The 25133-nt window shown below is 70.0% G+C and carries 23 protein-coding genes and 4 pseudogenes; 12 read left to right on the top strand and 15 right to left on the bottom strand.

Going from position 1 to position 25133, the window contains the following annotated elements; translation table 11 throughout:
* Both NMK44_RS34290 and NMK44_RS34285 read left to right on the top strand, forming a co-directional pair.
* Positions 1 to 108 (top strand): annotated as a pseudogene (locus NMK44_RS34290) (IS5/IS1182 family transposase); the annotation flags it as partial.
* Between the two features lie 15 nt (positions 109 to 123).
* Positions 124 to 555 (top strand): annotated as a pseudogene (locus NMK44_RS34285) (MerR family transcriptional regulator); the annotation flags it as partial.
* A 42-nt stretch (positions 556 to 597) separates the two neighbouring features.
* Here the strand turns inward: NMK44_RS34285 and NMK44_RS42255 are convergent.
* The gene (locus tag NMK44_RS42255; RefSeq protein ID WP_302888944.1) at positions 598 to 723 is read right to left on the bottom strand and encodes a hypothetical protein; all 126 of its coding nucleotides are present in this window, start codon (positions 721 to 723) and stop codon (positions 598 to 600) included.
* 401 nt (positions 724 to 1124) lie between these two features.
* Here NMK44_RS42255 and NMK44_RS34280 point away from each other — a divergent pair.
* Positions 1125 to 1352: pseudogene (locus NMK44_RS34280) on the top strand (response regulator transcription factor); the annotation flags it as partial.
* Between the two features lie 81 nt (positions 1353 to 1433).
* Positions 1434 to 1754: a hypothetical protein gene (locus NMK44_RS34275; protein WP_254750512.1), complete on the top strand. Its 321-nt coding sequence runs from the start codon at positions 1434 to 1436 to the stop codon at positions 1752 to 1754.
* 77 nt (positions 1755 to 1831) lie between these two features.
* Here NMK44_RS34275 and NMK44_RS34270 read toward each other — a convergent pair whose 3' ends face one another.
* Both NMK44_RS34270 and NMK44_RS34265 read right to left on the bottom strand, forming a co-directional pair.
* Entirely contained in the window at positions 1832 to 2353 is a 522-nt protein-coding gene (locus NMK44_RS34270; protein WP_254750510.1) for a P-loop nucleotide/nucleoside kinase family protein, read from the bottom strand.
* A 103-nt stretch (positions 2354 to 2456) separates the two neighbouring features.
* Positions 2457 to 2969, bottom strand: a complete 513-nt coding sequence (locus NMK44_RS34265; RefSeq protein WP_254750508.1) for a PadR family transcriptional regulator — start codon at positions 2967 to 2969, stop codon at positions 2457 to 2459.
* A gap of 55 nt (positions 2970 to 3024) precedes the next feature.
* On the opposite strand from NMK44_RS34265, the gene NMK44_RS34260 reads away from it, so the two are divergent.
* On the top strand, positions 3025 to 3711 hold the full coding sequence (locus NMK44_RS34260) for a cysteine hydrolase family protein (protein WP_254750506.1): 687 nt from the start codon (positions 3025 to 3027) through the stop codon (positions 3709 to 3711).
* A gap of 14 nt (positions 3712 to 3725) precedes the next feature.
* Here NMK44_RS34260 and NMK44_RS34255 read toward each other — a convergent pair whose 3' ends face one another.
* From NMK44_RS34255 to NMK44_RS34240, 4 genes are all read right to left on the bottom strand, one after another.
* The gene (locus NMK44_RS34255) at positions 3726 to 5291 is read right to left on the bottom strand and encodes a long-chain-fatty-acid--CoA ligase (RefSeq protein WP_254750504.1); all 1566 of its coding nucleotides are present in this window, start codon (positions 5289 to 5291) and stop codon (positions 3726 to 3728) included.
* Between the two features lie 96 nt (positions 5292 to 5387).
* Complete coding sequence (locus tag NMK44_RS34250; protein ID WP_254750502.1) at positions 5388 to 6467, bottom strand: beta-keto acid cleavage family enzyme; 1080 nt, start codon at positions 6465 to 6467, stop codon at positions 5388 to 5390.
* Between the two features lie 42 nt (positions 6468 to 6509).
* Positions 6510 to 6929, bottom strand: coding sequence for a carboxymuconolactone decarboxylase family protein (locus NMK44_RS34245; RefSeq protein ID WP_254750501.1), 420 nt, complete (start codon positions 6927 to 6929; stop codon positions 6510 to 6512).
* The gene (locus tag NMK44_RS34240) at positions 6926 to 8335 is read right to left on the bottom strand and encodes an MFS transporter (protein WP_254750499.1); all 1410 of its coding nucleotides are present in this window, start codon (positions 8333 to 8335) and stop codon (positions 6926 to 6928) included. The genes NMK44_RS34245 and NMK44_RS34240 overlap by 4 nt, the downstream gene beginning before the upstream one ends.
* Before the next feature lie 159 nt (positions 8336 to 8494).
* Here NMK44_RS34240 and NMK44_RS34235 point away from each other — a divergent pair, with 159 nt between their 5' ends.
* Entirely contained in the window at positions 8495 to 9505 is a 1011-nt protein-coding gene (locus NMK44_RS34235) for an AraC family transcriptional regulator (RefSeq protein ID WP_254750497.1), read from the top strand.
* 11 nt (positions 9506 to 9516) lie between these two features.
* On the opposite strand, the gene NMK44_RS34230 is transcribed toward NMK44_RS34235, so the two are convergent.
* Positions 9517 to 10524: an SDR family NAD(P)-dependent oxidoreductase gene (locus tag NMK44_RS34230; RefSeq protein ID WP_254750495.1), complete on the bottom strand. Its 1008-nt coding sequence runs from the start codon at positions 10522 to 10524 to the stop codon at positions 9517 to 9519.
* Positions 10521 to 11555 (bottom strand): annotated as a pseudogene (locus NMK44_RS34225) (UDP-N-acetylglucosamine--N-acetylmuramyl-(pentapeptide) pyrophosphoryl-undecaprenol N-acetylglucosamine transferase); the annotation flags it as partial. The pseudogene NMK44_RS34225 and the gene NMK44_RS34230, both read right to left, overlap by 4 nt.
* Positions 11556 to 11588: 33 nt before the next feature.
* On the opposite strand from NMK44_RS34225, the gene NMK44_RS34220 reads away from it, so the two are divergent.
* On the top strand, positions 11589 to 12053 hold the full coding sequence (locus NMK44_RS34220; RefSeq protein ID WP_374215380.1) for a hypothetical protein: 465 nt from the start codon (positions 11589 to 11591) through the stop codon (positions 12051 to 12053).
* 22 nt (positions 12054 to 12075) lie between these two features.
* Positions 12076 to 12885 (top strand): MerR family transcriptional regulator, encoded by an 810-nt coding sequence (locus tag NMK44_RS34215; RefSeq protein ID WP_254750493.1) that lies wholly within the window; start codon positions 12076 to 12078, stop codon positions 12883 to 12885.
* A gap of 4 nt (positions 12886 to 12889) precedes the next feature.
* On the opposite strand, the gene NMK44_RS34210 is transcribed toward NMK44_RS34215, so the two are convergent.
* Positions 12890 to 13996: a PP2C family protein-serine/threonine phosphatase gene (locus NMK44_RS34210; RefSeq protein WP_254750491.1), complete on the bottom strand. Its 1107-nt coding sequence runs from the start codon at positions 13994 to 13996 to the stop codon at positions 12890 to 12892.
* A gap of 361 nt (positions 13997 to 14357) precedes the next feature.
* Positions 14358 to 15806 (bottom strand): argininosuccinate synthase, encoded by a 1449-nt coding sequence (argG, locus tag NMK44_RS34205; protein WP_254750489.1) that lies wholly within the window; start codon positions 15804 to 15806, stop codon positions 14358 to 14360.
* 213 nt (positions 15807 to 16019) lie between these two features.
* Here argG and NMK44_RS34200 point away from each other — a divergent pair, with 213 nt between their 5' ends.
* The 4 genes from NMK44_RS34200 to NMK44_RS34185 all read left to right on the top strand — a co-directional run bounded on the left by NMK44_RS34200 (position 16020) and on the right by NMK44_RS34185 (position 19388).
* A complete protein-coding gene (locus NMK44_RS34200) occupies positions 16020 to 17048 on the top strand; it encodes a methyltransferase (RefSeq protein WP_254750487.1) in 1029 nt (342 codons plus the stop codon).
* A gap of 492 nt (positions 17049 to 17540) precedes the next feature.
* Positions 17541 to 18044, top strand: a complete 504-nt coding sequence (locus tag NMK44_RS34195; protein ID WP_374215382.1) for a lamin tail domain-containing protein — start codon at positions 17541 to 17543, stop codon at positions 18042 to 18044.
* 275 nt (positions 18045 to 18319) lie between these two features.
* Positions 18320 to 18550 carry a hypothetical protein gene (locus tag NMK44_RS34190; protein ID WP_254750483.1) on the top strand — a complete coding sequence of 77 codons (231 nt, stop codon included), beginning with the start codon at positions 18320 to 18322 and terminating at the stop codon, positions 18548 to 18550.
* Positions 18551 to 18755: 205 nt separating this feature from the next.
* Positions 18756 to 19388 carry a DUF4232 domain-containing protein gene (locus NMK44_RS34185; RefSeq protein WP_254750481.1) on the top strand — a complete coding sequence of 211 codons (633 nt, stop codon included), beginning with the start codon at positions 18756 to 18758 and terminating at the stop codon, positions 19386 to 19388.
* A gap of 30 nt (positions 19389 to 19418) precedes the next feature.
* On the opposite strand, the gene NMK44_RS34180 is transcribed toward NMK44_RS34185, so the two are convergent.
* From NMK44_RS34180 to NMK44_RS34165, 4 genes are all read right to left on the bottom strand, one after another.
* Positions 19419 to 20588 (bottom strand): lactonase family protein, encoded by a 1170-nt coding sequence (locus NMK44_RS34180; protein WP_302888943.1) that lies wholly within the window; start codon positions 20586 to 20588, stop codon positions 19419 to 19421.
* Positions 20545 to 22944, bottom strand: coding sequence for a glycosyl hydrolase family 28-related protein (locus NMK44_RS34175; protein ID WP_254750477.1), 2400 nt, complete (start codon positions 22942 to 22944; stop codon positions 20545 to 20547). Before NMK44_RS34175 ends, NMK44_RS34180 begins: the two co-directional genes overlap by 44 nt.
* Before the next feature lie 42 nt (positions 22945 to 22986).
* Complete coding sequence (locus tag NMK44_RS34170) at positions 22987 to 24225, bottom strand: enolase C-terminal domain-like protein (RefSeq protein ID WP_254750475.1); 1239 nt, start codon at positions 24223 to 24225, stop codon at positions 22987 to 22989.
* Positions 24226 to 24327: 102 nt separating this feature from the next.
* Positions 24328 to 25128 (bottom strand): SDR family NAD(P)-dependent oxidoreductase, encoded by an 801-nt coding sequence (locus tag NMK44_RS34165; protein ID WP_254750473.1) that lies wholly within the window; start codon positions 25126 to 25128, stop codon positions 24328 to 24330.
* Between the last annotated feature and the right edge of the window lie 5 nt (positions 25129 to 25133).

The raw sequence follows: 25133 nt of genomic DNA, 5'->3' as shown, positions 1-25133 counted from the left end.
AACCGCCTCAAGCAGTGGCGCGGCCTCGCCACGCGCTACGACAAGACCGCAACCGTCTACCAGGCCGCACTCCACCTCGCGGCCATCCACATCTGGGCCGCGAGGTGATCCGTAAGAAACGGCCTAGCGGGGCTGCGCGAGATGCGGCGCGTGGCCCGCCGCGTGGTGGTGCTCACCTTCGACACCGACGAGCCCGGATGGAAGGACCGGTTCTGGCTCACCCGCGACTACCTGCCCGAGTTCACCGCCGTGCTCGCGGGGTTTCCCTCGCTCGCCGGGATGGCCGACGCCATCGGAGCGCGCGCTGAGCCGGTGCCCATTCCCTGGGACTGCGCCGACGGCCTGTTCGAGGCGTACTGGCGTCGGCCGGGAGCGTATCTGGAGGACCGTGTGCGCCGTGCGATGTCGGTGTGGACGAGGGTCGGTCCGGACGCCGAACGGCGGGCGGTGCGAAGCCTCGGCGACGATCTCGCCTCCGGCCGGTGGGCCGAGCGCAACAGCGACCTCGCCGACCTCGACGCGGCAGATCTCGGCCTGCGTCTGCTCATCGCCTGAATCGCGCCACGGCGACCGGACGGCGTGGCGCGCCGCCCGAGGTCACTCGGTGCGCAGTGCTGTTGCCGTACGGGTCCTGGCCGTCCAGCCGGCCGGGATCAGCGCGCCCAGCATCGCGAGCACGACGCCTCCCAGCCCCAGCAGGAGAAGGTGGACCAGCGTGAACACATCGAGACCGGTGACGGCATGCCGGTGCCCACGGCGCGCCCCGATCGCCCTTGCAGACGCCCAGGGCGTGGACGCGTTCTCGGGTGCCGAGGAGGACGGAGTTGAGTACGCCGAGGCCGGCCACGCAGGCCAGCATCAGGGTGAGCAGCACCGCCATCGCGTCCATGATGAGGATGACCCCCTTCTGTTCCGCCGGGGGGACGGTCGTGGCATCGCCGCCCAGCGGCCGCACCGCCGCCGCGAGCCTGTGGGCGTACTCCTCGGCCGGGACACCACGCTTCACCTCGACGAGGAACGTACTGGGCTCGGCCGATGGGAAGTCCGCCATGTCGGCGTGGATCTCCAGCTCATCGCCCGAGGTGTCGAAGGATTCATCCAAGCGCGACGGACCGCGGACCATCGCCCCGCACCGCGATCTGTCCGGCCTGACCCTGCGTGAACTCGAGGTGCTCCGCCTGCTCGCGACGGGCCTCAGCAACGCCGAACTCGTCTCCCGGCTGTTCCTGAGCCCGACCACGATCAAGAGCCACGTCGGCCGCATCCTGTCGAAGCTGGACCTGCGCGACCGCGTCCAAGCCGTCGTCTTCGCCTACGAGACAGGTCTGATCACCCCGGGCCGGGGAGCCTGACGGCACCCGCTGTCGCAACCCGATGCGGAATTCTGACGTCCCACTTCGTGACGGACGGCTGCCGATCACCCGGGAGAGCACATGGCGAAGAAGGACCAGAAGGCGGAAAAGGCGAGGGAGAAGGACCGCGAGAAGTGGATGGCGCGTCTCCAGGTCCGGCTGGCCATGCAGCCGGGTGCGGACCGGGCCGTCGTGCTCCAGGCGGTCAAGGAGCTCACGGCGCACTACGCGGAGACGGGAGAGCACCCGCGGACTGCCTTCGGTGACCCGGACGCCTACGCCGTGCAGGTCGCCGCGCGGCTGGTGCCGGCGGAGCGGGCGGCGCGCGCGAGGCGGCACAACGCCGTCGTGGACGCGCTCGACTCCGTGTCCCGGGGGGCCGGGGACATCGCCGGTCTGTGACGGGTTGACATCACTTCCGCCATGCCCCGGCGCACGGGCGAGGGCGCTGCGTCCATCCGCCGGGGCCGCCGGGCGGCTCACCCCGTGACGGCCTTCGCGATCTGCAGGGCGGCCTGGGCCGGTGTGAGGTGTGTGGTGTCGACGACCTCGGCCTCGGCGTGCAGCCATGTGCGGGCCGCCTCGGCGTAGGGCTCGAGGTGTTGAAGACGGAAGGGGGAGGGGCCGAGCAGAGTGTCCCCCTCGATACGTCCACGGAGGGTGTCCTGGTCGGCGTGCAGAACGAAGTGCCGCACCGGAATGGCATGTTCGGCGAGGCCGGTGCTGATCTCCCGCCAGTACTGCTCGACCAGGACCGTCATCGGCATCACCAGGGTGCCGCCGGTGTAGTCGAGAACGTGGCGGGCAGTCTCCACGACGAGCGGCCGCCACGGCGGCCAGTGCTGGAAGTTTCCCGTCCAGGGCAGGCTCGGTGTGATGTCCATGAGTGTCTCGCCGACCTTCTCGGCGTCGAACACCCGCGAATCCGGGATCAGCTGCTGCACATGCGCACTGGTCGTCGTCTTGCCCGCGCCGTGGGTGCCGTTGAGCCATACGATCATGAGACCCGACGCTAGCGCGTGTGGGGAGTGGGAACAGCCGTAGGCAGAATCCGGCATCGCTTTGGCGTGCCTCGGGGGCTGCCTGCGAGGTGTCGGCGCGGTGTCAGGCCAACACCTCGCGAAGCCAGGACTTCTCCGCGCGGCTGGTGGCGCGGGCGATGGTCAGCATGCCGCGCCGGTAGGGATCGTCGGTGTCGTCGGCGCTCAGTGGCCGGTCACCGTCATGGAAGAAGCTCGCGGGCTGCTCCAGGAATTCCAGCCGACGGCGCAGTACCGCGTGCTGATCAGCGGTGTCGGGCAGCAGGGAGAGGAAGGCCAGGACCGTGAAGTAGCGGGTGCTGTCGCTGATGTCCAGACCGTTGGCATCCCGCAGTCGGCGCAGTAGTTCGCGGTGGCCGGTGTCGGTCACGCTCAGGGTGTGCCGCTGGGCGGCCGAGGCGCCCGGTTCGGTCTGCCGGTCGAGCAGCCCGGCATTGACCAGCCGGTTGATCGCCGGGTAGAGGCTGCCGTCACTGACCGGCCGGGCGTGGCCGGACAAGTGGGCTATCCGGTGGCGCAGTTGATAGCCGTGCAGTGGCCCCTCGGCCAGGAATCCCAGGATCGCGAGTTCGAGCATGCTGCTACTCTCGCACATCGAACCGAGGTACCTCGAATCGATATAGGGGGCGGGGATGACGTACACCGAGGAATGGGTGACCGCGCGGGCGCACGACGCTTACGAGCGTGGCCGGGCATCGTTCGACGTACGGCCCGAACGGGCGGCGCTGCTGGTCATCGATATGCAGGACGAATTCGTCCGGCCCGGCTGGAGTCCCTACTGGGTGCCCGCGGCCACCCGGATGGCGCCCCGGCTCCGCCGACTGGCCGAAGCATGCCGGGCCGCCTCCGTTCCGGTGATCTGGACCATCTTCGACGACACCCATCTCGGACTGGACCGCCCGTATGCCCTGCGGTTCCTCCCGCACGCCGATACCGACTGGCGCCGGCCGGGCCCCGCCGAGGTGTGGGCCCCCATGGGCCGCCACGCGGACGAGGTTGTGATCCGCAAGCCCTCCTACGGAGCGTTCTACGACACACCGCTCGACACGATACTGCGCAACCTCGACCGCGACACGGTCATCGTCACGGGAACGCTCACCAACTACTGCTGCGGCACCACGGCCCGGCAGGCATATGAACGCGGCTACCAGGTCGTCTTCGGATCCGATGTCACCGCCACCGATGAGGAGTCCCGGCAGGAACCCGAACTCGCCGTCCTGCGCAAGGGCTTCGCACTCGTGCTGACCGCCGAGGAGATCACCCATCAACTGGCCGCGGCGAAACCGGTGTCAGAGGGTGAGGAACGGGCGAACCACTGAGCTCAGAGCGGTGGTCATTCCGTGCGCAGCTCGCGCTTGAGGATCTTGCCGGTGGCGTTCATGGGGAGGGTCTGCCGGAACTCGACCAGGCGTGGGTACTTGTAGCCGGCCATGGTGGCGCGGCACCAGGCCACGAGGTCGTCCGCGGTGGTCCGGGTGCCGGGTACGGGGACGACGTACGCTTTCGCCTCCTCGCCGTGGGTGGGGTGGGGGACGCCGACGACGGCGGCCATGCTGACGGCCGGGTGGGAGAGGAGCACCTCCTCGATCTCGCGCGGGTAGACGTTGAAACCGCCACGGATGATCATGTCCTTGGCCCGGTCGACGATGTAGAGCCAGCCGTCTTCGTCGCGGCCGGCCAGGTCGCCGGTGCGGAACCAGCCGTCGCGGATCACCTCGGCGGTGGCCTCGGGGCGGCGGAAGTAGCCGCTCATGACGTTGTGGCCGCGGATCGCGATCTCGCCGACCTCGCCGGGCCCGACCGGGGTCCAGTCGGGGCGTACGAGTTCGACCTGGACGCCCCATACAGGTGTGCCGATCGAACCCGGTCTGGCCTTGGCCCCGGGTGGGGTGAAGGTTGCCACCGGGCTGGTCTCCGACAGGCCGTAGCCCTCCCGGATGGTGATGCCGAAGCGGCGCACGAACCGGCGGTGGATCTCGACGGGCAGTGGCGCGCCACCGGAGACGGCGATGCGCAGCCGTCCGGTGATGGCCGCGATGTCGGGCTCGGCGGCGGGGTGGTCGAGCAGCGCCCCGTACATGGTCGGCACCCCGGTGAAGAAGGTGACCTGATCGCGGCGCATCAGTGCCAGTGCGTCGCGGGCGTCGAACCGCGGCATCAGGACCAGGGTGGAACCGGAGGCCAGGCCGGCGTTCATCTGCACGGTCTGGCCGAAGGAATGGAACAGCGGCAAGGTGATCAGATGGACATCCCGCTCGATCTCGCCGAAGAGCTTGTGGCACGTCAGCGCGTTGAGCGCCATGTTGCCGTGGGTGAGCTGCGCGCCCTTGGGCTGCCCGGTGGTGCCGGAGGTGTAGAGGATGACGGCGGTGTCCTCGGGACTGGTGACGACGGTGGCGAACTCGGTGCTCTGTCCGGCGAGCGCGCTCGCGAGCGTCCGCGGCGGGTTCGGGGCCGATGACCGGCCGCCCGCAGGCGGTTCCTCAGGCTCCGTGGTGATGAGGAAGAACTCCCGGCACTCGTCGACCCGGGAGAAGCCGTCCCAGCCTTCGCGGCCCAGGGGGAGCTGTGAGGTGCCCTCGAAGCAGAAGTAGGCGCGGGCGTCGGAGTCACGGAGGTGGTAGGCGATCTCCCGGCTCTTGAGCAACGTGTTCAGCGGGACCACGACGGCACCGGCTTTGAGGATCCCGTAGTAGACGACCGGGAATTCCACGATGTTGGGGCATGACAGCGCCACTTTCTCACCGGGGCGGATTCCACGGGAGACCAGCAGGTTGGCCACCTGGTTGGCGGCGGCGTCGAGCCGGGCGTAACTGAGGGAGCGGTCGCCGGACACCACCGCGTCGCGGTCGGGAGTGGTCCGGGAGGTGTGCTCCAGCATGATGGCGAGGTTGAGCATCTGGCCTCCGTGCTGTCCATGGATGAGACGGCCGGGCCGCGTCCCGAGGGGAGCGGGGAAGCGGCCCGGCCGTGTGGTGCGGTTCGGTCCTGGTCGTCAGACGAGCGCGTCGGCCGGCGAGGGGGCCGGGTGGCGCAGTGGGACACCGCGCTCGCCGGGGCGGCGGTTGGGCGGCAGGCCCAGGTACTCCAGCGTCTCGTCGGCGCCGGTCCAGTACTCGCCGATCCGGTAGATGCGCTTGGCCTCCTGTGCGGTGGCGATGTCCCGGCCGAGTTCATCGGCGATCCGGACCACCTGCTCGACCTGCTGGACGGAGGTGAAGCGCTCCTTGCGCGGGGACCAGAGGTTGTCCTCGATGCCGACGCGGACGTGCAGGCCCAGCGCGATGGCGATGGCGTTCATCGGGAGCGTGGAGCGCATGATGCTCTCGATCGTGAGCACGGCGCCGTCGGGGGTCCGGCGGGCGAACTCGACGAGGTCGGCCGGGTGGGTCGCGGAGGCACCGCCGCCGATGGCCACGTAGTTGAGGTTGACCGGCCCGGTGTAGACACCGGCGCGGATCAGCCTCTCGACGGTTTCCAGCTGCGGCAGGTTGGCGAGCATGAAGTGGGGCTGGATGCCGCCTGCGGTCAGCCGCTTGAGGTGTTCCAGATAGAACTCGGGGCCCGCTTCGCTCACCAGGTCCCGGTAAGCCTTGTGGAGCAGCGGGTTCTGTATGGACGTGCCCGCGATGTCGTCCTGGGTCAGCAGCTCGACCACGTTCATCTGGACGGTGTTGATCGCGATGGTGACCTGGTCCGGTTTCGGGTCGAGTTCGGCCAGCATGTGGCGGGTGTCCCAGTCCAGCCACTTCGCCGCGTCGCCCTCCTTCTCGGGGGCGAACGAGATGGACCCGCCGACCTGCAGGATCATCTCCGGTACGGCCTCGCGCAGCCGCCCGATCAGCTCGTTGAACATCGACAGCCGCTTCGAGCCGCGGCCGTCCAGTTCGCGTACGTGGATGTGGAGCAGTTGCGCACCGGCGTTGTAGCAGTCCACCGCCTTCTGGACCTGCTCGTCCATGGTCACCGGGATGTCGTCGCTGTCGCCCGGCAGCCACTCGGGCCCGTAGGGGGCGACCTGGATGACCAGCTTCTCCTGGTTCTCGGGCAGCAGTGAGTCGTCGAGGAAGTGCATGTCGTGCCTCCGTGTGAGGGTGAACGGGATGGCGAAGCCGGGTCAGTTGGGTTCGTCGGTGTGCTTCTCGCGTGCGGCGAGCTCCTCCACCAGGAGCGGTACGCCGACGTTGCAGGCGTGGACGCCGACCAGGGTGGTCAGTTTGAGGACCGTCAGGATCTCCTCGGGGGTGGCGCCGAGGTCCAGTGCGGCACGGATGTGGCGCTGTACACCGGGCCCGTACATATGCGTGGCCGAGGCGTCCACGGCGATGCAGAGCAGTTCGATGAACCTCGGCTCCAGCACACCGCTCGTCCATGGCTCCATGGCCATCGCCATGAACTGCTCGGTCCAGACCGGATCCATGTCCGACAGGCCGTCCCAGAGCGGATTCCAGGCGCCCTGGGCCCGCATCCGGTCCACGACGGGCGTCGGCGGACGCCCCGCCGCCGCGGCGGATGTGGATGGGTCATGCGTGGTCATCGGCTCAACTCCATCTCGTAGGTGTCCGGAGGCATCGCCCCCGGGCCGCCGCCGGACACGGCGGCGAAGTCCTTCTCGTAGCTGCGCGATCCGAGCCAGAACACGGCGGCCGCGGCGAGGCAGAACAGGGGCATGACCGCGAGTGCCGTCCCCAGGCCGAAGGCGTCCGACAGCAGTCCGGTGAGTACCGGCCCGATGGCCAGCCCGAAGAGGTTCTGCACCAGCGTCGCCATCCCGACCGCCGTGGCCCGCACGCTCGGGTGGACCACGTCGATCACGGCGGCCGGGGCGGTGCCGAGCGCCGCGGCCACGGCGAGCCCGGCGACCACGATCAGCGCGTACTGCACACCGCCCGGGCTGAGCACGCCGAAGGCGGTGAACAGCAGTCCCCACGCGGCCGCGGCGAGCACCGCCGGGACCATCAGCTTGCGCCGCGGGCGTCGGACCGCGCACCGGTCGGCGACGTGGCCGAAGACGATCGCGCCGAGGAAACCCGAGAAGATGAACAGCGCAGCCTTCATCCCCGCCTGCGCGGAGGACAGACCGTAGGCGCGGCCCAGATAGCTCGGCAGCCAGGTGTAGAGGGTGGACAGCACCACCAGGTTGAAGGCACCGCCGAGGTAGCACCACACGGCCGTCCGCGACCGGAACAGCTCGCGCACCGTGGCCGCCAGGTCCTGCCGCGGCGGATGCGCCCGGTCCTCCGTCAGCGCATCGCCCGCGCCGGAGTCGGCCGTGGCCGCTGCTTCCGCTCCGTCCGCGCCGGACACGGCGGGAGCGCGGTAGTCGCGCACCTTCAGGAAGACAACCGCCAGCAGCAACCCCGGCACACCGAACGCGCCGAGCGTCACCCGCCAGCCGAACCGCTCGGCCATCACACCGCCGAGTACCACCCCGAGCACCGCGCCCAGCGGCCCCGCCGCCTGGAAGACGCTCAGCACGGTCGCCCGCAGCCGCTGCGGGAAGTAGCCGGAGAGCAGTGCCGCCCCGGCCGGTCCGTAGCCCGCCTCGCCCACGCCCAGCAGCGAGCGGGCGACGAAGAGCTGTGCGTAGTTCCCGGACACCGCGCTCGCCAGCGCGGCCAGGCTCCATGCGCTGCCCATCGCGGCGATCGTCCTCACCCGGCCCCAGCGGTCGGCCAGCCGCGCGGCCGGGAGGGCGAAGAGGGCGATCGTGACCGACACGGTGGTGACCAGGGCGCCCAGGGCGGTGTCGGACAGCCCCCATTCCTTCTTCAGGTAGGGGAACGTCGACACCACGATCTGCCGGTCGATGTAGTCGGTCACCGCCAGTGCGACGATCATCAGCGCCACACCCCAGGCGTAGCGCCGTGACACGAGATGTGCGACCGAGCCCGACGCGTCCAGAACCAACGGTGGTTCACCGTGCCCCGGCCATCTCCTCATGCCCACCTGTCCACCTCCAGGTCACGCCCCATGTCGCTGCGAGTGACGGAAGAGTAGGTCGGCGACATCACCGATGCTTTGCCTCACGTGGCACACTGCTTGACAGTTTGTGGCACTGCCCGTGGCCCATCGGCCGCCCGACCGGGAGGTACACCGGACATGAAGCTCCTCGTCCGCAACGCTGTGCTCACCGGCTACGTCGAGCTGGTGCGCTCGCTGGGCGGCGATCTGTCGGCGCTGCTCGCCTCGGTGGGTCTGGACGCCTCCGATCTGGCCGTCCCCAACACCTGGATCCCGGTGGCCGCCGCCTCCGACCTGATGGAGCTCTCGGCCGCCAAGACCGGCCACGACGATTTCGGGCTACGGCTCGCGGAGAGCCGCAGACTCTCGGTCCTGGGCCCGGTCAGCCTCGTCGCCCGTGAGGAGCCGGACGTCCGCAGCGCGCTCGGAGTGATCATGCGGTACCAGCATCTGCACAACGAGGCGCTGCACAGCCGGATCGACGAGACGAACGGCCTGGCCACGATCCAGCTCGGCCTCGACCTGCCCACCCCGCGCCGTCGCCAGACCACCGAGCTGCTCGTCGGCGCCATCCACCGCTACGTGCGGAACCTCGTCGGCAGCAGTTGGCGGCCGGTCTCCGTGCTGTTCGCCCACGACGCACCGAGGGACGCGACCACGCACCACCGCGTCCTGGGCCCCGCGGTCCGGTTCGGCCAGAACATCAACGGCATCGTCCTGTACGCAAGCGACCTCGACGCCCCGAACCAGCTCTCCGACCCACTGCTGCGCCCCTACGCCCGCCAGTACCTCGAGGCGATCGCGGCGCCCCGCCCCGCGGCCGACGTGGACCGCGTCCGCGATCTGATCGAGGCCCTGCTCCCCACCGGCCGGTGCTCACTCCAGCAGGTCGCCCACAGCCTCGGCGTCGACCGCAAGACCATCCATCGACACCTGGCGCGGTCCGGTGAGACCTTCTCCTCGTTGCTGAACTCCATTCGCGCGCAGCTCGCCCAGCAGTACGTCGGCAGCCATGCCCGGCCCCTCACACAGGTCGCCGAACTGCTGGGCTTCTCCGCGCTCAGCACCTTCTCGCGCTGGTTCCGCGACGAGTTCGGCACCAGCCCGACCGCCTGGCGAGCCGCTTCTCAGGAACGGTCGCGGGGGTAGCGCCCTCGCTCCTAGACGTCGTAGCGCTCGACGGAGAACCGGTGCAAGTGGTCCGCGACCCACTGGGAGGTGCGGCGCAGACCCTCCGCCAAGCCGACCTCCGGCCGCCAGCCCGCCCATTCCCGGGCGCGGGAGTTGTCGGACAGCAGCCGCTGCACCTCACTGCCCGCCGGGCGCAGCCGTGCCGGATCGACCACGACGCGCGCGTCCCGGCCGGTGGCGGCGATCAGCGCCTCCGTGAGGTCGCCGATGGCGATCTCCCTGCCGGTGCCGAGGTTGACCACCTCGCCGAGCGCGCGATCGCAGTCGGCCAGTGCGAGGAATCCCGCGGCCGTGTCCGTGACGTAGGTGAAGTCGCGGGTGGGGGTGAGCGACCCGAGCCGTATCTCCCGTACACCGGCGTGGAGTTGGGCCAGGATCGTGGGGATCACCGCGCGTGAGGACTGGCGCGGGCCGTAGGTGTTGAACGGCCGCACCACCGTGACCGGCAGCTCGAAGGCGTGCGCGTACGACAGGGCCATCATGTCCGCGCCGATCTTCGAGGCGGAGTACGGCGACTGAGGCTGGAGGGGGTGGTCCTCGGCGATGGGAACGGTGAGCGCGGTGCCGTAGACCTCGCTCGTGGAGGTGTGGAGCAGTCTGCGCACGCCGTACCGGTGGCAGGCCGCGGCGATGTTCTGGGTGCCGGTGACGTTGGTCTGCACGTACGCCTCGGGCGCCTGGTAGCTGTACGGGATCCCGATGAGCGCCGCGAGGTGGAACACCGTGTCGCAGCCCGCCACCGCGTCCATCACGCGGCCCGCGTCCCGGACGTCCCCGGCGATCGTCTCCACGGGACTGCCGGGACCGAGGTGGTGGGCGAGGTACCCCGCCTCGCCGTACGGCTTGTAGTGGACCAGCGCGCGGACCCGTGCGCCGCGCTCGACGAGCAGATCGACGAGTGTGCTGCCGATGAAGCCCTCGGCCCCGGTCACCAGGACGGTGCGGCCGGACCAGGACGATGCGGTCGGATCGTTCATGAGGTGTAGTGCTCCTTCGTACGGAAACGGGGTTCGGTCGGTGCGGGCCCTTCGGCGAGCCGCAGCACCTTGGCGGCCAGGAGGTCGGCGGCCCGGGAGTGGGTGCCGGGATCGGCGGCGTCGCCCATGGCGGCCAGCCGCGCGGGGTCGTTCAGCAGCGGCTCGGTCAGCGCCGCCAGGTTCTCCGGGGTTGTCTCGCCGTCCGGCAGCAGCAGGGCGGCGCCGGCGTCGGCGAGCACACGGGCGTTGTGGGTCTGGTGATCGCCCGGGGCGTGGGGGTAGGGCACGAGGACGGCGGGGACACCGGTGGCCGCCAGTTCGGCGACGGTCGCCGCGCCGGCACGGCACACGATGAGATCCGCCGCCGCGTAGGCGAGGTCCATACGGTGGAGGTAGGGCACGGCGTGTGCGATCCGGTCGCCGCCCTCGGAGGCGAGCCGGGACCGCACCTCGTCGAGTGCGTCCGGGCCGGTCTTCAGCAGCAGCCGTACGTCCGTCCTGGCCCGCCACCGCCGGGCGAGGCCCACGGCCGCTTCGTTGAGGCGTACGGCGCCGAGACTGCCGCCGTTGACCACCACCAGCCGCACCCCGGCGGGTATGCCGAACGCGAGGCGGGCGGCCGCGCGTTCGGCATGCCGGTCCAGAGCGGCGACCGGACCGACCATCGGCATGCCGACGGTCTCGGCGTTCACCCGGGAGGGCAGATGTGCGCGGGTGCGGTCGAAGGCGAGCGCGATGTGCGGGGTGAGGCGGGCGGCGAAGCGATTGGCCCTGCCGGGAACGGCGTTGGACTCGTGGATGAGGCTCGGCAGCCCGGCGAGCCGCGCGCCCACGATGACGGGGGCGCTGGGATAGCCGCCCATGCCGACCCCGATGTGCGCTCCCTGCTCGCGCATGATGTTCCGGACCTGGGCTCCGCAGCGCATCAACGCGGCGGGCAGCAGAAAGCGGCGGGCGCCGAGCGCAGGGTCGAAGGGGATCATGTCGACGGTGTGCAGCCGGTACCCGGCTTCGGGTATGAGCCGGATCTGGCCGTGCACTATGCGGCCGAGCGTCCGGATTCCGTGGCGGAGCTCGTCCTGATCGACGGGGCGAACCCGCTGCCGGAGCCCTTCATCACCGAGGCCGACCTGGAGGAGTTCCGCGCGATGGCGGAACGTCTGGCGACCCGGCAGGAGTCCGAAGCGGCCGAGGGCGGTGCACACCAAGTGGCCCTCACCGCCGAGGACATCTTCGGCCTCGGCATCGAGATCGATGTGGTGCGGTCCGCGATCCTCCACCGGTACCGAAGGATCCGCCGACCGATTCACATGATCATGTCGACCGCGATCGCCGGAGGCGGCGCGGAAGCCCGTGCCGCGTGGCGCAATCGGCTCTGGCGCGCAGGTGTCGAGCGGCTCGTCCGTGAGCTCCCAGAAGTTTCCACCACTTGGCTCGACGCCGACCACAGGCTGGTCTTCACTCACGCTCCGGACATCGCGGACATCATCCGGACGCTGCCCCGCCCGGCCGGCGGGGCGAGGTCGTGAACGGCCCGAGGAGACTGTTCCCATGCTGACCATCGGGGAACTGGCGTCCTATGCCGGGGTGACGGTGCGCGCGGTGAGGCACTACCACGCCAAGGGGCTGCTGCCGGAACCGGAGCGTGACCACTCCGGCTATCGGAGATACGACGCGGCCGCGCTGGTCGAGCTGATCAGGATCCGGACCCTCGCCGAGGCCGGGGTGCCGCTGGCACGCGTGCGGGAGCTGCTGCACGCCGAGGAAGGGCAGTTCGTCGCGGCGGTCGCGGATATCGACAGGCGGTTGCGGGCGGAGATACGGGAGCGGCAGCGGCTCCGCGAGCGGATCGCCCGCCTCGCCTCCGGGGACCATCTGGCGTTGCCCCGGGACGTCGTCGTCCTTCTCGACCGGCTGCGGGCGCTGGGGGTCGATGAGCGGATCGTCCAGGCCGAACGGGATGGCTGGATCCCGCTGGCCGCGCGCTCACCCGAGCGGGTACCGGAGTGGGCGGCACGCAAGATGGAGCAGCTCGCCCATCCGCCGTTCGTCGACTTCTATCTCGCGCTGGGCGAGGCACTGGACCGGCCCGACGACGACCCACGCCTCATTGAGCTGGCCGACCGGGCCTCCGCGTGCTTCATTCGGCTGGCCGACGAGCGGGGAGAGGACTACATCGACGACACCGACCTCGAACCACAGCTCGTCGACCTCATGGACACCTGGGTGTTCGCCAATCTGCCGTCGGCCGCTCGGTTGATCGAGCTGCTGAAGGAGCGAGGCTGGACGGGATGGACCAGACTCGAGCGTGTGCAGTCGGCAGGGGGCGGCGCCGGAACCTCTCGGGGCGGCACACGCTGAACCTCTACAGCGGCAGACGTTCGATGGCCAGCAGGGCGGCATCGTCGTCGAGGTCGCCACCCGCGTGCCGCCGGAGGTCGGCTCGCACCTGGTCCACGAGCCGGTCCAGCGGATCCTCGCGCCACCGCGCCATGCGTTCGGGCAACGGGTAGAACCGTCCCGCCCCGTCCCGCGCCTCGATGACCCCGTCGGTGAAGAGCAGCAGACGGTCACCGCCGCGGAAGGGGACGGTCTGCACCGACGGTCCGCCCTCGACCAGTTCCGCGAGCCCGATCGGCGGGCCGGGCTCCGGCGCTTCCCAGCCGTGGACGTCGCCGTCCCGGATGGCCAGTGGGTGTGGGTGCCCGCAGTGCACCAGACGCGCCACGGACCCCTCGGGGATCTCCACGAGCAGCGCGGTGGCGAACCGCTCGGTGAACTCCTCCCCGTACAGCCGGCGGATGTTGCGATGGGCGCTGCCCTCCAGCCAGCGCGCCACGTCCGCCAGACACGGTTCATGGTGTGCGGCTTCCCGGAAGGCGCCCAGCAGGGCGGCGGAGGCGTCGACCGCGGGCAGTCCCTTGCCGCGTACGTCGCCGATGAGGAGGCGGACCCCGTGCGGTGTGTGCAGGACCTCGTAGAAGTCGCCGCCGATACGGGCTTCCGACTCGGCGGCGATGTAGGTGCCCTTGAGCAGTACGGAGTCCAGGCGGGCGGGCAGTGGGCGGATCAGCGTGCGCTGGGCCGTCTCGGCCACGGAACGCACCTGTGTCAGCTCCCGCTCCCGGCGCTGCCGGATGGAGCAGGCCAGCAGACTTGCCAGGCCGACGGCCAGCAGAGCGATGTTGATGATCTGGGACGCGGACGAACCCCAGCGACCGTCGAACAGGTCCAGGAGCGCGTTCACACCCATCGTCGTGGCGGCCACGGCCGCCGTGACACCGAGACCGCAGATCGCGGCGGCGAGGACCGACGCCGCGGCGAGGACGGGCCCCAGCCGAAGCCAGTCCGGGGTGACCGCCTCCACGAGGGCGATCACGGCGATGAGCGCGAAGGGCGACAGCGGTGTGAGCCGGTGGAGCCAGACTCGCGCCATCGCCGCTGCGGCCGGGGACGCCGCGCTCTCCTGCACGGTGCTCTCTCTCCTATCGCGGGGTGGAACGGTGCCCGCGGAGATCGCGGACGCCACCACGCTAGGCGCGCCGGGAGAACGGGGAAGCGGCCGAACGGGCCCCGAAGACCGGGACGAAAGTCCCGAGAGCTCCGGGCGCCGGCAGATGGCCCGCCTGAGCGGAAACACCGGCCTGACCTGCGGCGACGCAGCCGGTCCGGCTGCGCCTACACAGCGCGGAGAGGGGTGGGGGGGGGGCGGGGGCGGCCGGCCCCCCCCCCGCGGGGGGGGCCCCCCCCCCCGGGGGGGGGGGGGGGGGGGCGCGCGGGCCGGCCCCCCCCCCCACCCCTCTGCGGTGGTGCGTTCCGCTCGAGGTGGCGGGTCAGTCCGTGCCGGACTCCATGGCGGCGCGGTCGAGGACCTCGTCGTCTTCGCCCGGTCCCTCGCCGCGGGAGGCGATGGCTTCGGCGCCGCCTTCGGGCATGGTGCCGATGAGTCCGGTCGCGGCGGCCTGGGCGGCACCGATGGTGGGTTCGGCGGTGCCGATCAGACCGAGTCCGGCGTACTGCTCCAGCTTGGCGCGCGAGTCGGCGATGTCGAGGTTGCGCATGGTGAGCTGGCCGATCCGGTCCATGGGGCCGAATGCCGAGTCCTGGGTGCGCTCCATCGACAGCTTGTCCGGGTGGTAGCTGAACGCCGGGCCGGTGGTGTCGAGGAGAGAGTAGTCCTCACCGCGCCGCAGCCGCAGTGTCACCTCGCCGGTGACGGCCGCGCCCACCCAGCGCTGGAGCGACTCGCGCACCATGAGCGCTTGCGGGTCCAGCCAGCGGCCCTCGTACATCAGCCTGCCGAGGCGCCGTCCCTCGTCGTGGTACTGGGCGAGGGTGTCCTCGTTGTGGATCGCGTTGACCAGGCGCTCGTAGGCCGCGTGCAGCAGGGCCATGCCCGGTGCCTCGTAGATGCCGCGGCTCTTGGCCTCGATGATCCGGTTCTCGATCTGGTCCGACATGCCCATGCCGTGGCGGCCGCCGATGGCGTTCGCCTCCATCACCAGGGCGACCGGAGAGGCGAACTCCTTGCCGTTGATCGTCACCGGGCGGCCCTGGTCGAAGCCGATCGTCACATCCTCGGGAGCGATCTCGACCGAGGGGTCCCAGAACCGTACGCCCATGATCGGCTGCACGGTCTCCACGCCGGTGTCCAGGTGTTCCAGCGTCTTGGCCTCGTGCGTGGCACCCCAGATGTTGGCATCGGTGGAGTACGCCTTCTCGGCGCTGTCGCGGTAGGGGAGATCGTGGGCGAGGAGCCACTCCGACATCTCCTTGCGGCCGCCCAGTTCATGGACGAAGTCCGCGTCCAGCCAGGGCTTGTAGATCCGCAGGTGCGGATTGGCGAGCAGGCCGTACCGGTAGAACCGCTCGATGTCGTTGCCCTTGAACGTCGAGCCGTCGCCCCAGATCTGTACGTCGTCCTCGAGCATGGCCCGGACCAGGAGCGTTCCGGTGACGGCGCGGCCGAGCGGGGTGGTGTTGAAGTAGGAGCGCCCTGCCGAGCGGATGTGGAACGCCCCGCAGGTGAGAGCGGCCAGGCCCTCCTCCACCAGTGCCGCGCGGCAGTCGACCAGGCGCGCGATCTCGGCCCCGTAGGTCTTGGCCCGCCCGGGCACCGAGGCGATGTCCGGCTCGTCGTACTGGCCGATGTCGGCGGTGTAGGTGCACGGGATGGCGCCCTTGTCGCGCATCCACGCGACGGCGACCGAGGTGTCGAGGCCGCCGGAGAAGGCGATGCCGACGCGCTCGCCGACGGGAAGGGAGGTGAGGACCTTGGACATGGCAATAGTATGCAGAGAATTGCATGATCATGCAATGCCCGGATCATCGTGCGCCGGCCGCCCCCGGCGCACGCGCCCGGCGGGCCCGGAAGGCCGGCGGCGAGGCTGCCGCCACCACGCGGAACCTTCATCCACTTTCCGCCATCCCCACAGGAGACAACTCTCCGCCGCGCGAACCGCGTTGCGCCCCCTACGGAAAACGGAGCCCCCACAGTGTCATTGCCGCCGACCCCCGCACAGCCCCAGGACTACGAGCGCATGATGGCCATGGTCACGGGGTTCTGGGTGACCCAGACGGTCCGTGCCGCGGCCCTGTACAGGCTGGCCGATCATCTCGCGCAGGGCACCGACACCCCCGGTGCGATCGCCGAGGCCGAAGGTATCGACCTCGACGCGGCGCGGCGCCTGATGCGGACCTGCGCCTCGCTCGGCCTGATGACCAGCAGGGACGGCGGTGCCCACTACAGCGGCACATCTCTCCTCAGCACCCTGCGCAAGGAGGACCCGAACTCGCTGCGCGGCTTCGCCATCTCTCAGGCGGCTCCGGGTCACTGGCTCCCCTGGGGGCGGTTCGCGGAGGCGATACGCACCGGGGACCATCAGGCCACGGCGGCCCACGGAGACACCACGATCTTCGACTACTTCGCCCGCCAGCCCGAGGAGGCGGCGCTGTTCACCGAGTCCATGGGCAACCTCTCCCGGGCCGCCGCGCAGGACATCGCGGCGGTGGTCGACACATCGGAGGTCGGGCTCGCCCTGGATCTCGGCGGAGCGAACGGTGAGGTCGTCCGGGCGATGATGAAGGCGAACCCCGGCCTCCGTGGCGGGGTCTTCGACCTGCCGCACATCGTCCCCGACGCCACGGCGGCCGCACAGGCCGATGGCCTCTCGGAACGGTTCACCGCCATCGGCGGGGACTTCTTCGAGGAGGTCCCTCCGGCTGACCTCTACGTCCTGAAGTACGTCCTCCATGACTGGGACGACGAGGACTGCGTACGCATCCTGAAGAACTGTCGGACCGCGCTGCGGGACGGAGGAAGGATCGTGGTCGTGGACTACCTCATCCCCGAGGTCGGCACCCCCGGAATCGCGCCGCTCATGGACCTGAACATGCTTGCCATGACCGGTGGCAGGGAACGCGAGACCGCTGAGTTCGACGCGCTGTTCGCCGCTGCCGGTCTGCGCCGTACCGCCATCACCCCGGCCGGTGGATTCGCCGTCATCGAGGCGACACCGGCCTGATGTGGCTGCGGCCGGGGCCCCGGCCGGTGAACCGGAAACCGCGCCGTCACCGTTGGCCGTGGGCTACGTGGCCGTCCTGGCCCGGCAAGGACGGCCGGTGTGCAGGTTGTCCGCGGCGATGTGGGTGCTGGCGGTGCGTCTCACCCGAATGCAGGACACTCACTTCACATTCTGAGCAGGCAGTTCGGCACGCAGTTGTTACTCACTTTCGGGTGAAGGCGGTCCGGCGTACGGGGTGGCGCGCCATGGCGCCCCCCGACCACGGAGCAGTGGCTGCAACGGTTCCCGACCCGATGACCCGTCAACCTCATGCATTCGATGCATAAATGGACATTACAGTCGACAGTCATGACGATGTGGGCGATTCGTAACAGGGTTCACCTTTCCTCCATGAAGCGGGTGCAGGGTGGGCAAGGTGTGACTGCGCGGCCAACCGGCCGCCACCACCCGCACATCCGGATCCGACCGGCCCAAGGCAACTGCCGGGTCCGGATGTGCCCGCACCATGCAGGGGGACCTGTGTCCAAGTCCATCATCGCCCGTCGTCTGACCGCCGCCGCCCTGAGTGCCGGTGCCCTGACCGCGGCCCTGACGGTGCCGGCTTCAGCAGCGGCCGCGCATCACCCGCACCGGTCGGATGTGCAGATCACCCGTGTCCAGTACAACTCGCCGGGCTGGGACGATCGCTCCAACCGTTCCCTGAACGATGAGTGGGTGGAGATCACCAACAACAGCCGTCGCGCGGTGAACCTCGACGGCTGGACCCTGTCCAACCGGGACGGCGACACCTTCGCCTTCCGCCACTACCGTCTGGACGGCCACTCCACCGTCCGCGTCCACACCGGCATCGGCTTCGACCGGAGCCGTGACGTGTACCAGGACCGGCGTGACTACGTCTGGGACAACCGTTCCGACACCGCCACCCTCCGCAACGACCACCGCCGCTTCGTCGACGCCCAGTCCTGGGGCCGCCACCACCACGGCGGACGCCACTAACACCACACGGCGGTGCCGGTAGCCAGGGCCCGGTCACCGGCACGCCACCCTCACCACGGACGGGGGCGGCCCCCCGGCGGGGGGGGGGGGGGGTTCCCCCGCCCGCTTCCCCGGCCCCCCCCCCCACCCCCGGCCCGCCGCCCCCCCCCGGCGGGGGGGGGGCCCCGTCGCCCATGAAATCCCTTCCCGCGCGAGTGATCACTCTGTAGCATCACCTTCTGTATTCGATCATGGGATGCCTGACCCGCATCCCGCGTGAAACGGGGAACCATCAAGTGAAGAAGCTCCTGAGCGCCGCCGTGGTCGCGGTCGCCGCCACCCTCGCTGCCGCACCGGCGGCCAACGCCGCTCCTTTCATCAAGCTCGTCGCCGGCCCCTTCGCGACCAAGGCGAAGTGCGACTCCGTCCGGGCGAGCTCCTACCGCGGTCCGGACTTCAAGTGCCAGCACTTCAAGGCCACCCCGGACGGTGAGATCCGGAAGGGCTGGTACGTCCGCGAGTACTGATCCGACAGGTGGCAGGGGGCCGACGACTGGTGTCGTCGGCCCCTTGTTCCGCTTTTGCGACGCGGGAGCGCTCTGAGGCTGTCAGCGGGGCGCGTTAGCGGGGCGTTAGCGGTCTGGCAGCGGTACGGCAGCAGTTCACCAGTGGGGCCGGACAGTCTTGTGGCGTACCGCAGAACGCCCACATGACCCGCAGGGGGAATCACCGATGTCGATCACCACCGTCAACGCCCGTATCGTCCGTACCGCCGTCGCCAGTGCGACGCTGATGGCCGCCGCCCTGACCCTCGCGGCGTGCAACAACGACGACGGGGAGGGGGTCAAGCGCTCCGGCTCCGCGACAAGTTCGGCCGCCGCATCTCAGGGTTCGGACACCCAGACCGGTGATGAGCAGGACGCGCCCGCCGGTGGCGGCGCACAGGACACGGGTGGCAAGGGCGGTACCTGTGACCCGGACAAGGTGTCGATGACGGTTTCCAAGGTCTCCCGGCCGATCAACCACCTGCTGCTGAAGGCGACCAACAACTCCGGCGTCACGTGTGACCTGCCGGGTTTCCCGGCGCTGCGGTTCGATGACGCGCAGGCGGCCACTCCGGTCATCGAGGAGAGCAAGCCGCAGGCCGTGGTCTCCCTGGCGCCGGGCAAGTCGGGCTACGCGGGCATCCTCACCTCCAGCGCGGACGGTTCGGGCAGCGAGGGTACGAAGGTCAGCGAGCTGAGCGTGTTCCTCGAGGGCAAGGACTCCGCCACGTCCGTCTCGCTGCCCGGCGGCTCGGTGTACATCGACAGCAGCGCGAAGGTCACCTACTGGCAGAGCGAGAGCGCCAACGCCCTCGACTGATGAGCGATGGGCAACACCCGGCGGCCGGTGTCAGGCGGGTACGACGCACACCGGTGACGGCACGTGCAGGGGCGGCGCTCCGGTGGGGACGGGGATGCCGTCGGGCCCGATCGCGAACGTGGTGACCGTGTCGCTGCGCTCGTTGGTGATATGCATCCAGGCCCCGTCCACGTGCAGATCGCGTGGTCCCGCTCCACCGGAGGGGACGTCCGCGACGGGCTCGAGCGCGGCGCCGTCCGCGCGCACCCGATGCGTGGTCACCACATCGGCACCGCGTGTGGAGGTGTAGACGTACTCGCCGCTGATCTTGATTGCGGCGCAGTGGGCCGCGTCACCGGACGGCGCGGCCATGGCCGGTGACTCCGCGGTCACCTCCAGACCGGCGTACCCGCCGCTCGGGGACAGGACGAGCACGGTGGCCGCCAGTTCGGTCACCACGTAGACGTACCCGCTCGGGTGGAGGGCCAGATGCCGCGGCCCGGATCCGGAGGGACAGGCCGTCTCGCCGATGAGCCGCAGCCGTCCGTCCTGGAGCCGGAAGGCTCTGATGAGATCGCTTCCGAGGTCGGCTGTCAGAACGGTTCCGTCCGGCGCCTGTACGGCCATGTGCGCGTGCGGCCCCTCCTGCCGTACCGGGTCCGGGCCGCTGCCGTGTCCCTCCGCGACGTCCGGCTCCCCGGTGAACAGGCCGTGGGAGTCCAGCCCCGTCGCCCTGACCGTGCCGGACCCGTAATCGGCGATGAGCAGATGTCCACCGTCCGCCGTCACGGACACATGACACGGCAGCTCTCCGGCGGCCCGGCGCCCGGTCTCGTGCAGCCGTCCGTCCCGCACCTTGTAGGCGGCCACACCGCCCGCCTGCTGTTCCCGCACCGCGTACAAGGTGTTTCCACCCGGGCCGACGGCCAGGTAGGAGGGGCAGACCGCCTCGGCCGCGAGCTCGGGTCCCTCCAGTGAACCGTCCGGTCGCCGCCGCACACGGTAGATGCCTTCGCCACCGCCCATTGCGGAGGTGTAGCTGCCTATCCAGAACGCCTGTCCGCGCAATTGTGGTCTCCGTGTCCGGGGAATGGCTGGTGCCGACCGAGGAACGCAGGAACCTTCGTCGGTCGGCACCGGGGCATTCAAGGGTGGTGGGCGTTGTGCCGACCGGTCGTCAGCCGGTCTTCTCGAAGGTGGCGGTGAGGGTGTGGGCGGCATCGACGGTGAGCTGGTACTCGGCGTCGGTGGAGACGACGGAGCCCTTCTCGGTCCAGCCGGTGAAGCGGTAGCCGGAGGCGGGCTTGGCGACGAGGGTGACCTTGCTGCCCTCCTCATAGGTGTGGGGCTCGGTGAGGTTGCCGATCACCTTGGCGGTGCCCCCGGAGTCGGGCGATGCCGAGACCTGGATCGCATGCTGGACCATGTTGATCGCCATGACCCCGTGGAGCTTGACGTTCCCGGTCGAGGTGGCTCCCGCATAGCGCATGGTGTTCACGGCGAGGGCCTGGCCTGAGGTGGCCTCGACCGTGTGACCGCCTTCTCCGAGGTTGTCGGTGCCCAGGTTGAAGGCGCTCGCCGAACCGGAACGGACACGCAGGCCGTCGTGCGGGCCGTAGCCGAAGACATTGAGCATGCTGAGGTCCTGGGCGCCGTTGACATCGACCAGTGTTTCCCGCTTGCGCGTGTACTTGTCGATGACCAGGGGGAAGACGGCACCGTCTTCACCCAGCCAGCCGGAGATGCCGTAGTCGAGGCGGAAGGCCGAGTTGCCGTTGGACAGGACGCCTTCGATGCGACCGCCTTCGTTGGCCCCGACGCTGATGCCGTGGTTGAGGAAGACGCCGTCCACCTTGCGGATGAAGAAGTTGTCGGCGTCGGAGTCGGTGAAGTCAAGGCCGTTCCAGGGATTGGTGGCACCCATGTTGACGACGTAGTTCCGGTCGGCCTTGGCGCGGACGGCGTAGGGGTAGGGGGCCATGCCCTCGTCCTTGAACGGGTTGTTCTCGGGGTAGAACACACGCAGTCCGCGGGTGCCGGCGGAGTCCCCGGCGAGGGTGATCAGAGCAGTATCGGTATCGGGGGTCGAGGTGTTGCGGCCGTCGTAGCCGAGCAGCACGGTGCCGTGGCTGTTGCCGATCTGGTCACGGTTGGGTACCGAGGAGGAGCCGCGCAGTTCGACGTTGGCCGGCACCTTCAGGTGGCTGTTGATCCGGTACCAGCCGGCTGGCAGGTAGACGATGCCGCCGCCTGCCGCCCCGGCGTCGTCCAGGGCCTTCTGGACGGCCGGTGTGGCGTCTTCGGTGGGCAGGGTCCCGAAGCCGTGCGGCGCGTTGTAGGGGTCAGCGGTCACGTCGTAGAGCTTGGCGCGGCTGACCTTGGGCTCGGTGACGGGCTTGTAGACGGGCGGCTCCTCCTTGAGCACGGGGACGTCGCCCTTGACGTCTCCGCTGGTCGTGGTGCCGGTGAGCTTGACGTAGCCGCCGCCGCTGTTGTCGACCGCGTACTGCGAACCCTTCAGGGTGCTGTTGGCGAAGCCCGCGCCCCACCGTTCGTCGGATCTGCCGACCCGGACCGCGGTGTCGGTGTCGGTGATGGTGGTCTGGAGGAACACACCGGCGAACTCGATGCGCTGACCCTTGACGATGTCAATGCCGGTCTTGTAGTGCGCTGCCTTCAGCTTGTAGAACTGCTCCCATTCCAGGTCGCCGAAGGTGAAGGCGGTTCCGTTGGCGCGGGTCCACTTCTCGATCGCGGCCTTGGGGGGCGCGTTGTAGGCCGATCCGGCCTGTGCCCAGTACTTGGGGTCGAAGTCGACGTTCTCCCAGGTGCCCACGTCCGCGCCGTTGTAGGCGACAACGCCCTTGGACAGGGCGGTGCCCTTGACGTCACGGATGGTCGCGGTCTCGTGGACTTGGCCGTACTTGGGCTTCACACCCTTGTCGTTGGGTGTGTCGCTGATGCCGATACCGCGGTAGGAGTTGAGCATCGTCACGTCCTCGACGGTGCTCATCATGTAGTTCTCCTCGCCGCCGACGGCCCGGCCGGGTATCTCGAAGGTGTACCCGTAGGGCACCGGCTTCTCGGCGTTCTGCCGCGGGTAGAACACGGTCATGCCGACGACACCGGCGCTGCCGCCGATCCGGAACAGGCTGGGGCCGCTGTCTCCGGAGGCCAGATCGGCGAGTACGACGGTGCCGTAGTCACCTTCGCCCTGCTCGGGATCGCGGTGGTCACCGCGCAGGGTGCAGTAGGCACGCACCTTCAGGGTGTCGGTGACCCGGTAGCGTCCGGCGGGCAGCCACACCGTGCCGCCGCCCGCCTTGTAGCAGTCGTCGAGAGCGCTCTGGATGGCGGCCGTGGAGTCACGCTTGCCGGTGGCGTCGGCGTCGTAGTCGGCGACGTCGAAGTCGGCCACCACATGGTCGCCGGTGGGGAACCGCGTGTCGATGAGCCGCGGTTTCGGGGTGGGCGTCGCTGCGGACGGCTCGGCCGCGGAGGCGAGCGGGAGCAGCGCGGCGGTGATGGCGGTGCTGGCGACCACAGTGGTGGCCAACCCCAACAGACTCGGTCTCATCAGGTGCTCCTTGGAAGCGGATCGGATGGGTGTGGGTACGGGTTAGAAGTCGGCCGGGCGGGCGGTACGCGCGGGGTCTGCCCAGCTGTGGTTGGGAATGTGCGGGTACCAGCCGGGGCGGGTGGGGTCGCGGTCGTACGGGTAGTCGCCGAGTTCGCGGTAGCGCGCCGCGTAGTGCTCGACCTTGTCGCGGTCGAGGGTGACGCCGAGGCCGGGGCCGTCGGGGACGGTGATGGCGCCGTCCACGTAGCGGAACTTGCCGCCGACGATGATGTCGTCGCGCAGGTGGTGGTAGTGGCTGTCCGCGGAGTAGGTGAAGTTGGGCAGTACGGCGCCGAAGTGCAGCATGGTCGCGAGCTGGACACCGAGCTCTCCCGAGGAGTGCACCCCGACCGGCTGCTGGAAGGTGGCGCAGGTGGCCGCGGCCTTCAGACAGGCCCGGATCCCGCCCCAGAACGTGGTGTCGAGCAGGATCACATCCACGGCCGGGTCCCGGAGATTGCAGGCGAGTTGCTCCGGGTTGACCACGACGGTGTTGGTGGCGAGGGGGATGGCGATGTCACGGCGGAGCTGGCGCAGTCCGTTCAGGCCCCAGGTGGGGTCTTCCAGGTAGTCGTTGTTGAGGTCGGCGATGCCCGCGGCGAACCGGCGTGCCTGGGCGAGGCTGAGGACACAGTTGGGGTCGTAGCGGACCGGCTGCCCTTCGACGCCGTGGGCGAGCTCCCGGAAGACGTCGAGTTCGTACTCGGGCGGATACACCCCGCCCTTGAGCTTGTGGCTGGTGAATCCGTGCCGGGCGCGCAGGTCGGCGGCGTGTTCCAGGAGCTGTTCTGCGGTGCGGATCTCGCCGCTGCCGTCGGGGTTGGGGTAGCGGAAGAACAGATAGGAGGCGAACGGCACCCGGTCGCGCAGTTTGCCGCCCAGGAGCGCGTGGACCGGCAGGTTGGCCGCCTTGCCGATGATGTCCAGGCAGGCGAACTCCAGCGCCGCCAGCAACTGGGTGCGGTTGTTGTACAGCGAGGCCGTCGGGTTGGCCACGATCAGCTGCAATGCCTCGAGATGGTGGGGGTCGTGGCCGATGAGGTAGGGCTCGAGGCTCTTGAGCGCCGCTTCGGCGCTCTGACCGCCGCCGCCGAGCTCGCCCAGACCGCTGATCCCCTCATCGGTGTGGACTTCGACGAGGGTGCGGACGAAGCGGCCCCAGTGGGCGCCGTTGGAATGGCGCAGTGGCGCTTCGAGGTCGAGGGTGACGGTGGTGGCCGACAGGCCAGTGATCTTCATACTGATCCGTCCGGACGGTGAGAAGGGTGCGACGGGGAAGGGGACAACCGGGCAACGGGGAAAGGGTGTGGGTGGGGCGGAGGGGCGTCCGGCGGATACCGGTCAGGGGCCGCCGGGGCGGCCCGCCGTCAGACCTCCGTCGATGGTGTGCACGGCACCGGTGATGAATCCGGCCCGGGCACTGGCGAGGAACGCGATGAGTTCGGCGACCTCGTCGGCGCGGCCGACCCGGCCAAGTGGATGCGCCCGGCCGAAGCCGCGGATGGTGTCATCGGCCGTGTACTCGGGCTGGAGTTCATGGGCGGCCCGCCGGAGCATCGGGGTGTCGATCGAGCCGGGGCAGACGCAGTTGACCCGGATGCCCTCCGCGGCGTGGTCGAGCGCCATCGTCCGGGTGAGCGAGACCAGCGCGCCCTTGCTGGCGGCGTAGGCGGCCACGTTGCGTTCGGGCAGTGCCGCCTGTACCGATGCCACGTGCACGATCGATCCGCCGTGGCCGCGCATCCGCGGGAGCAGCCGGCCCGACAGGGCGAACGCCGAGCGCAGGTTCACCGCCATCACCTGCTCATAGGCGTCATCGCCGGTGGTGTCGACCGTGCCGTACCGCTGGATGCCCGCGCTGTTGACGAGAACGTGGACGTCGCCGTAGGTGTCCAGCGCCGCGTGTGCCAGCGTCTCGACGCCGTCCGCGGTGGCCAGGTCGGCCTCGACGACGACGGCGTCATGGTCCTGGAGGGCCTCGCGGGCCGCGGCGACGGTCTGCGCGCCGACCCCGGCCAGCGCGACCTTCGCGCCGCCCGCGGCGAGCCGGAGGGCGGTGGCCAGGCCGATGCCCTGCGTTCCGCCGCCGATGACCGCGATCTGGCCGGTGAAGTCCGGTGGAATGGTGAGCGGTGTGGTCACTGCTC

Origin of the sequence: Streptomyces cucumeris (assembly GCF_024295805.1) — a bacterium.
GTDB classification, from domain to species: domain Bacteria; phylum Actinomycetota; class Actinomycetes; order Streptomycetales; family Streptomycetaceae; genus Streptomyces; species Streptomyces cucumeris.
This window is presented reverse-complemented; position numbering and strand designations above follow the sequence as displayed.

What these genes read in the sequence shown, in the direction of transcription:
- NMK44_RS34270 (WP_254750510.1), bottom strand. Translation starts at nt 2,353, where the DNA reads ATGATCGTATGGCTCAACGGCACCCACGGCGCGGGCAAGACGACGACC.
- NMK44_RS34240 (WP_254750499.1), bottom strand. Translation starts at nt 8,335, where the DNA reads ATGAGGAGATGGCCGGGGCACGGTGAACCACCGTTGGTTCTGGACGCG.
- NMK44_RS34275 (WP_254750512.1), top strand. Translation starts at nt 1,434, where the DNA reads ATGGCGAAGAAGGACCAGAAGGCGGAAAAGGCGAGGGAGAAGGACCGC.
- NMK44_RS34170 (WP_254750475.1), bottom strand. Translation starts at nt 24,225, where the DNA reads ATGAAGATCACTGGCCTGTCGGCCACCACCGTCACCCTCGACCTCGAA.
- NMK44_RS34265 (WP_254750508.1), bottom strand. Translation starts at nt 2,969, where the DNA reads ATGCTCGAACTCGCGATCCTGGGATTCCTGGCCGAGGGGCCACTGCAC.
- NMK44_RS34235 (WP_254750497.1), top strand. Translation starts at nt 8,495, where the DNA reads ATGAAGCTCCTCGTCCGCAACGCTGTGCTCACCGGCTACGTCGAGCTG.
- NMK44_RS34215 (WP_254750493.1), top strand. Translation starts at nt 12,076, where the DNA reads ATGCTGACCATCGGGGAACTGGCGTCCTATGCCGGGGTGACGGTGCGC.
- NMK44_RS34245 (WP_254750501.1), bottom strand. Translation starts at nt 6,929, where the DNA reads ATGACCACGCATGACCCATCCACATCCGCCGCGGCGGCGGGGCGTCCG.
- NMK44_RS34175 (WP_254750477.1), bottom strand. Translation starts at nt 22,944, where the DNA reads ATGAGACCGAGTCTGTTGGGGTTGGCCACCACTGTGGTCGCCAGCACC.
- NMK44_RS34230 (WP_254750495.1), bottom strand. Translation starts at nt 10,524, where the DNA reads ATGAACGATCCGACCGCATCGTCCTGGTCCGGCCGCACCGTCCTGGTG.
- NMK44_RS34185 (WP_254750481.1), top strand. Translation starts at nt 18,756, where the DNA reads ATGTCGATCACCACCGTCAACGCCCGTATCGTCCGTACCGCCGTCGCC.
- NMK44_RS34255 (WP_254750504.1), bottom strand. Translation starts at nt 5,291, where the DNA reads ATGCTCAACCTCGCCATCATGCTGGAGCACACCTCCCGGACCACTCCC.
- argG (WP_254750489.1), bottom strand. Translation starts at nt 15,806, where the DNA reads ATGTCCAAGGTCCTCACCTCCCTTCCCGTCGGCGAGCGCGTCGGCATC.
- NMK44_RS34195 (WP_374215382.1), top strand. Translation starts at nt 17,541, where the DNA reads ATGTGCCCGCACCATGCAGGGGGACCTGTGTCCAAGTCCATCATCGCC.
- NMK44_RS34180 (WP_302888943.1), bottom strand. Translation starts at nt 20,588, where the DNA reads ATGCCGCCCACACCCTCACCGCCACCTTCGAGAAGACCGGCTGACGAC.
- NMK44_RS34250 (WP_254750502.1), bottom strand. Translation starts at nt 6,467, where the DNA reads ATGCACTTCCTCGACGACTCACTGCTGCCCGAGAACCAGGAGAAGCTG.
- NMK44_RS34260 (WP_254750506.1), top strand. Translation starts at nt 3,025, where the DNA reads ATGACGTACACCGAGGAATGGGTGACCGCGCGGGCGCACGACGCTTAC.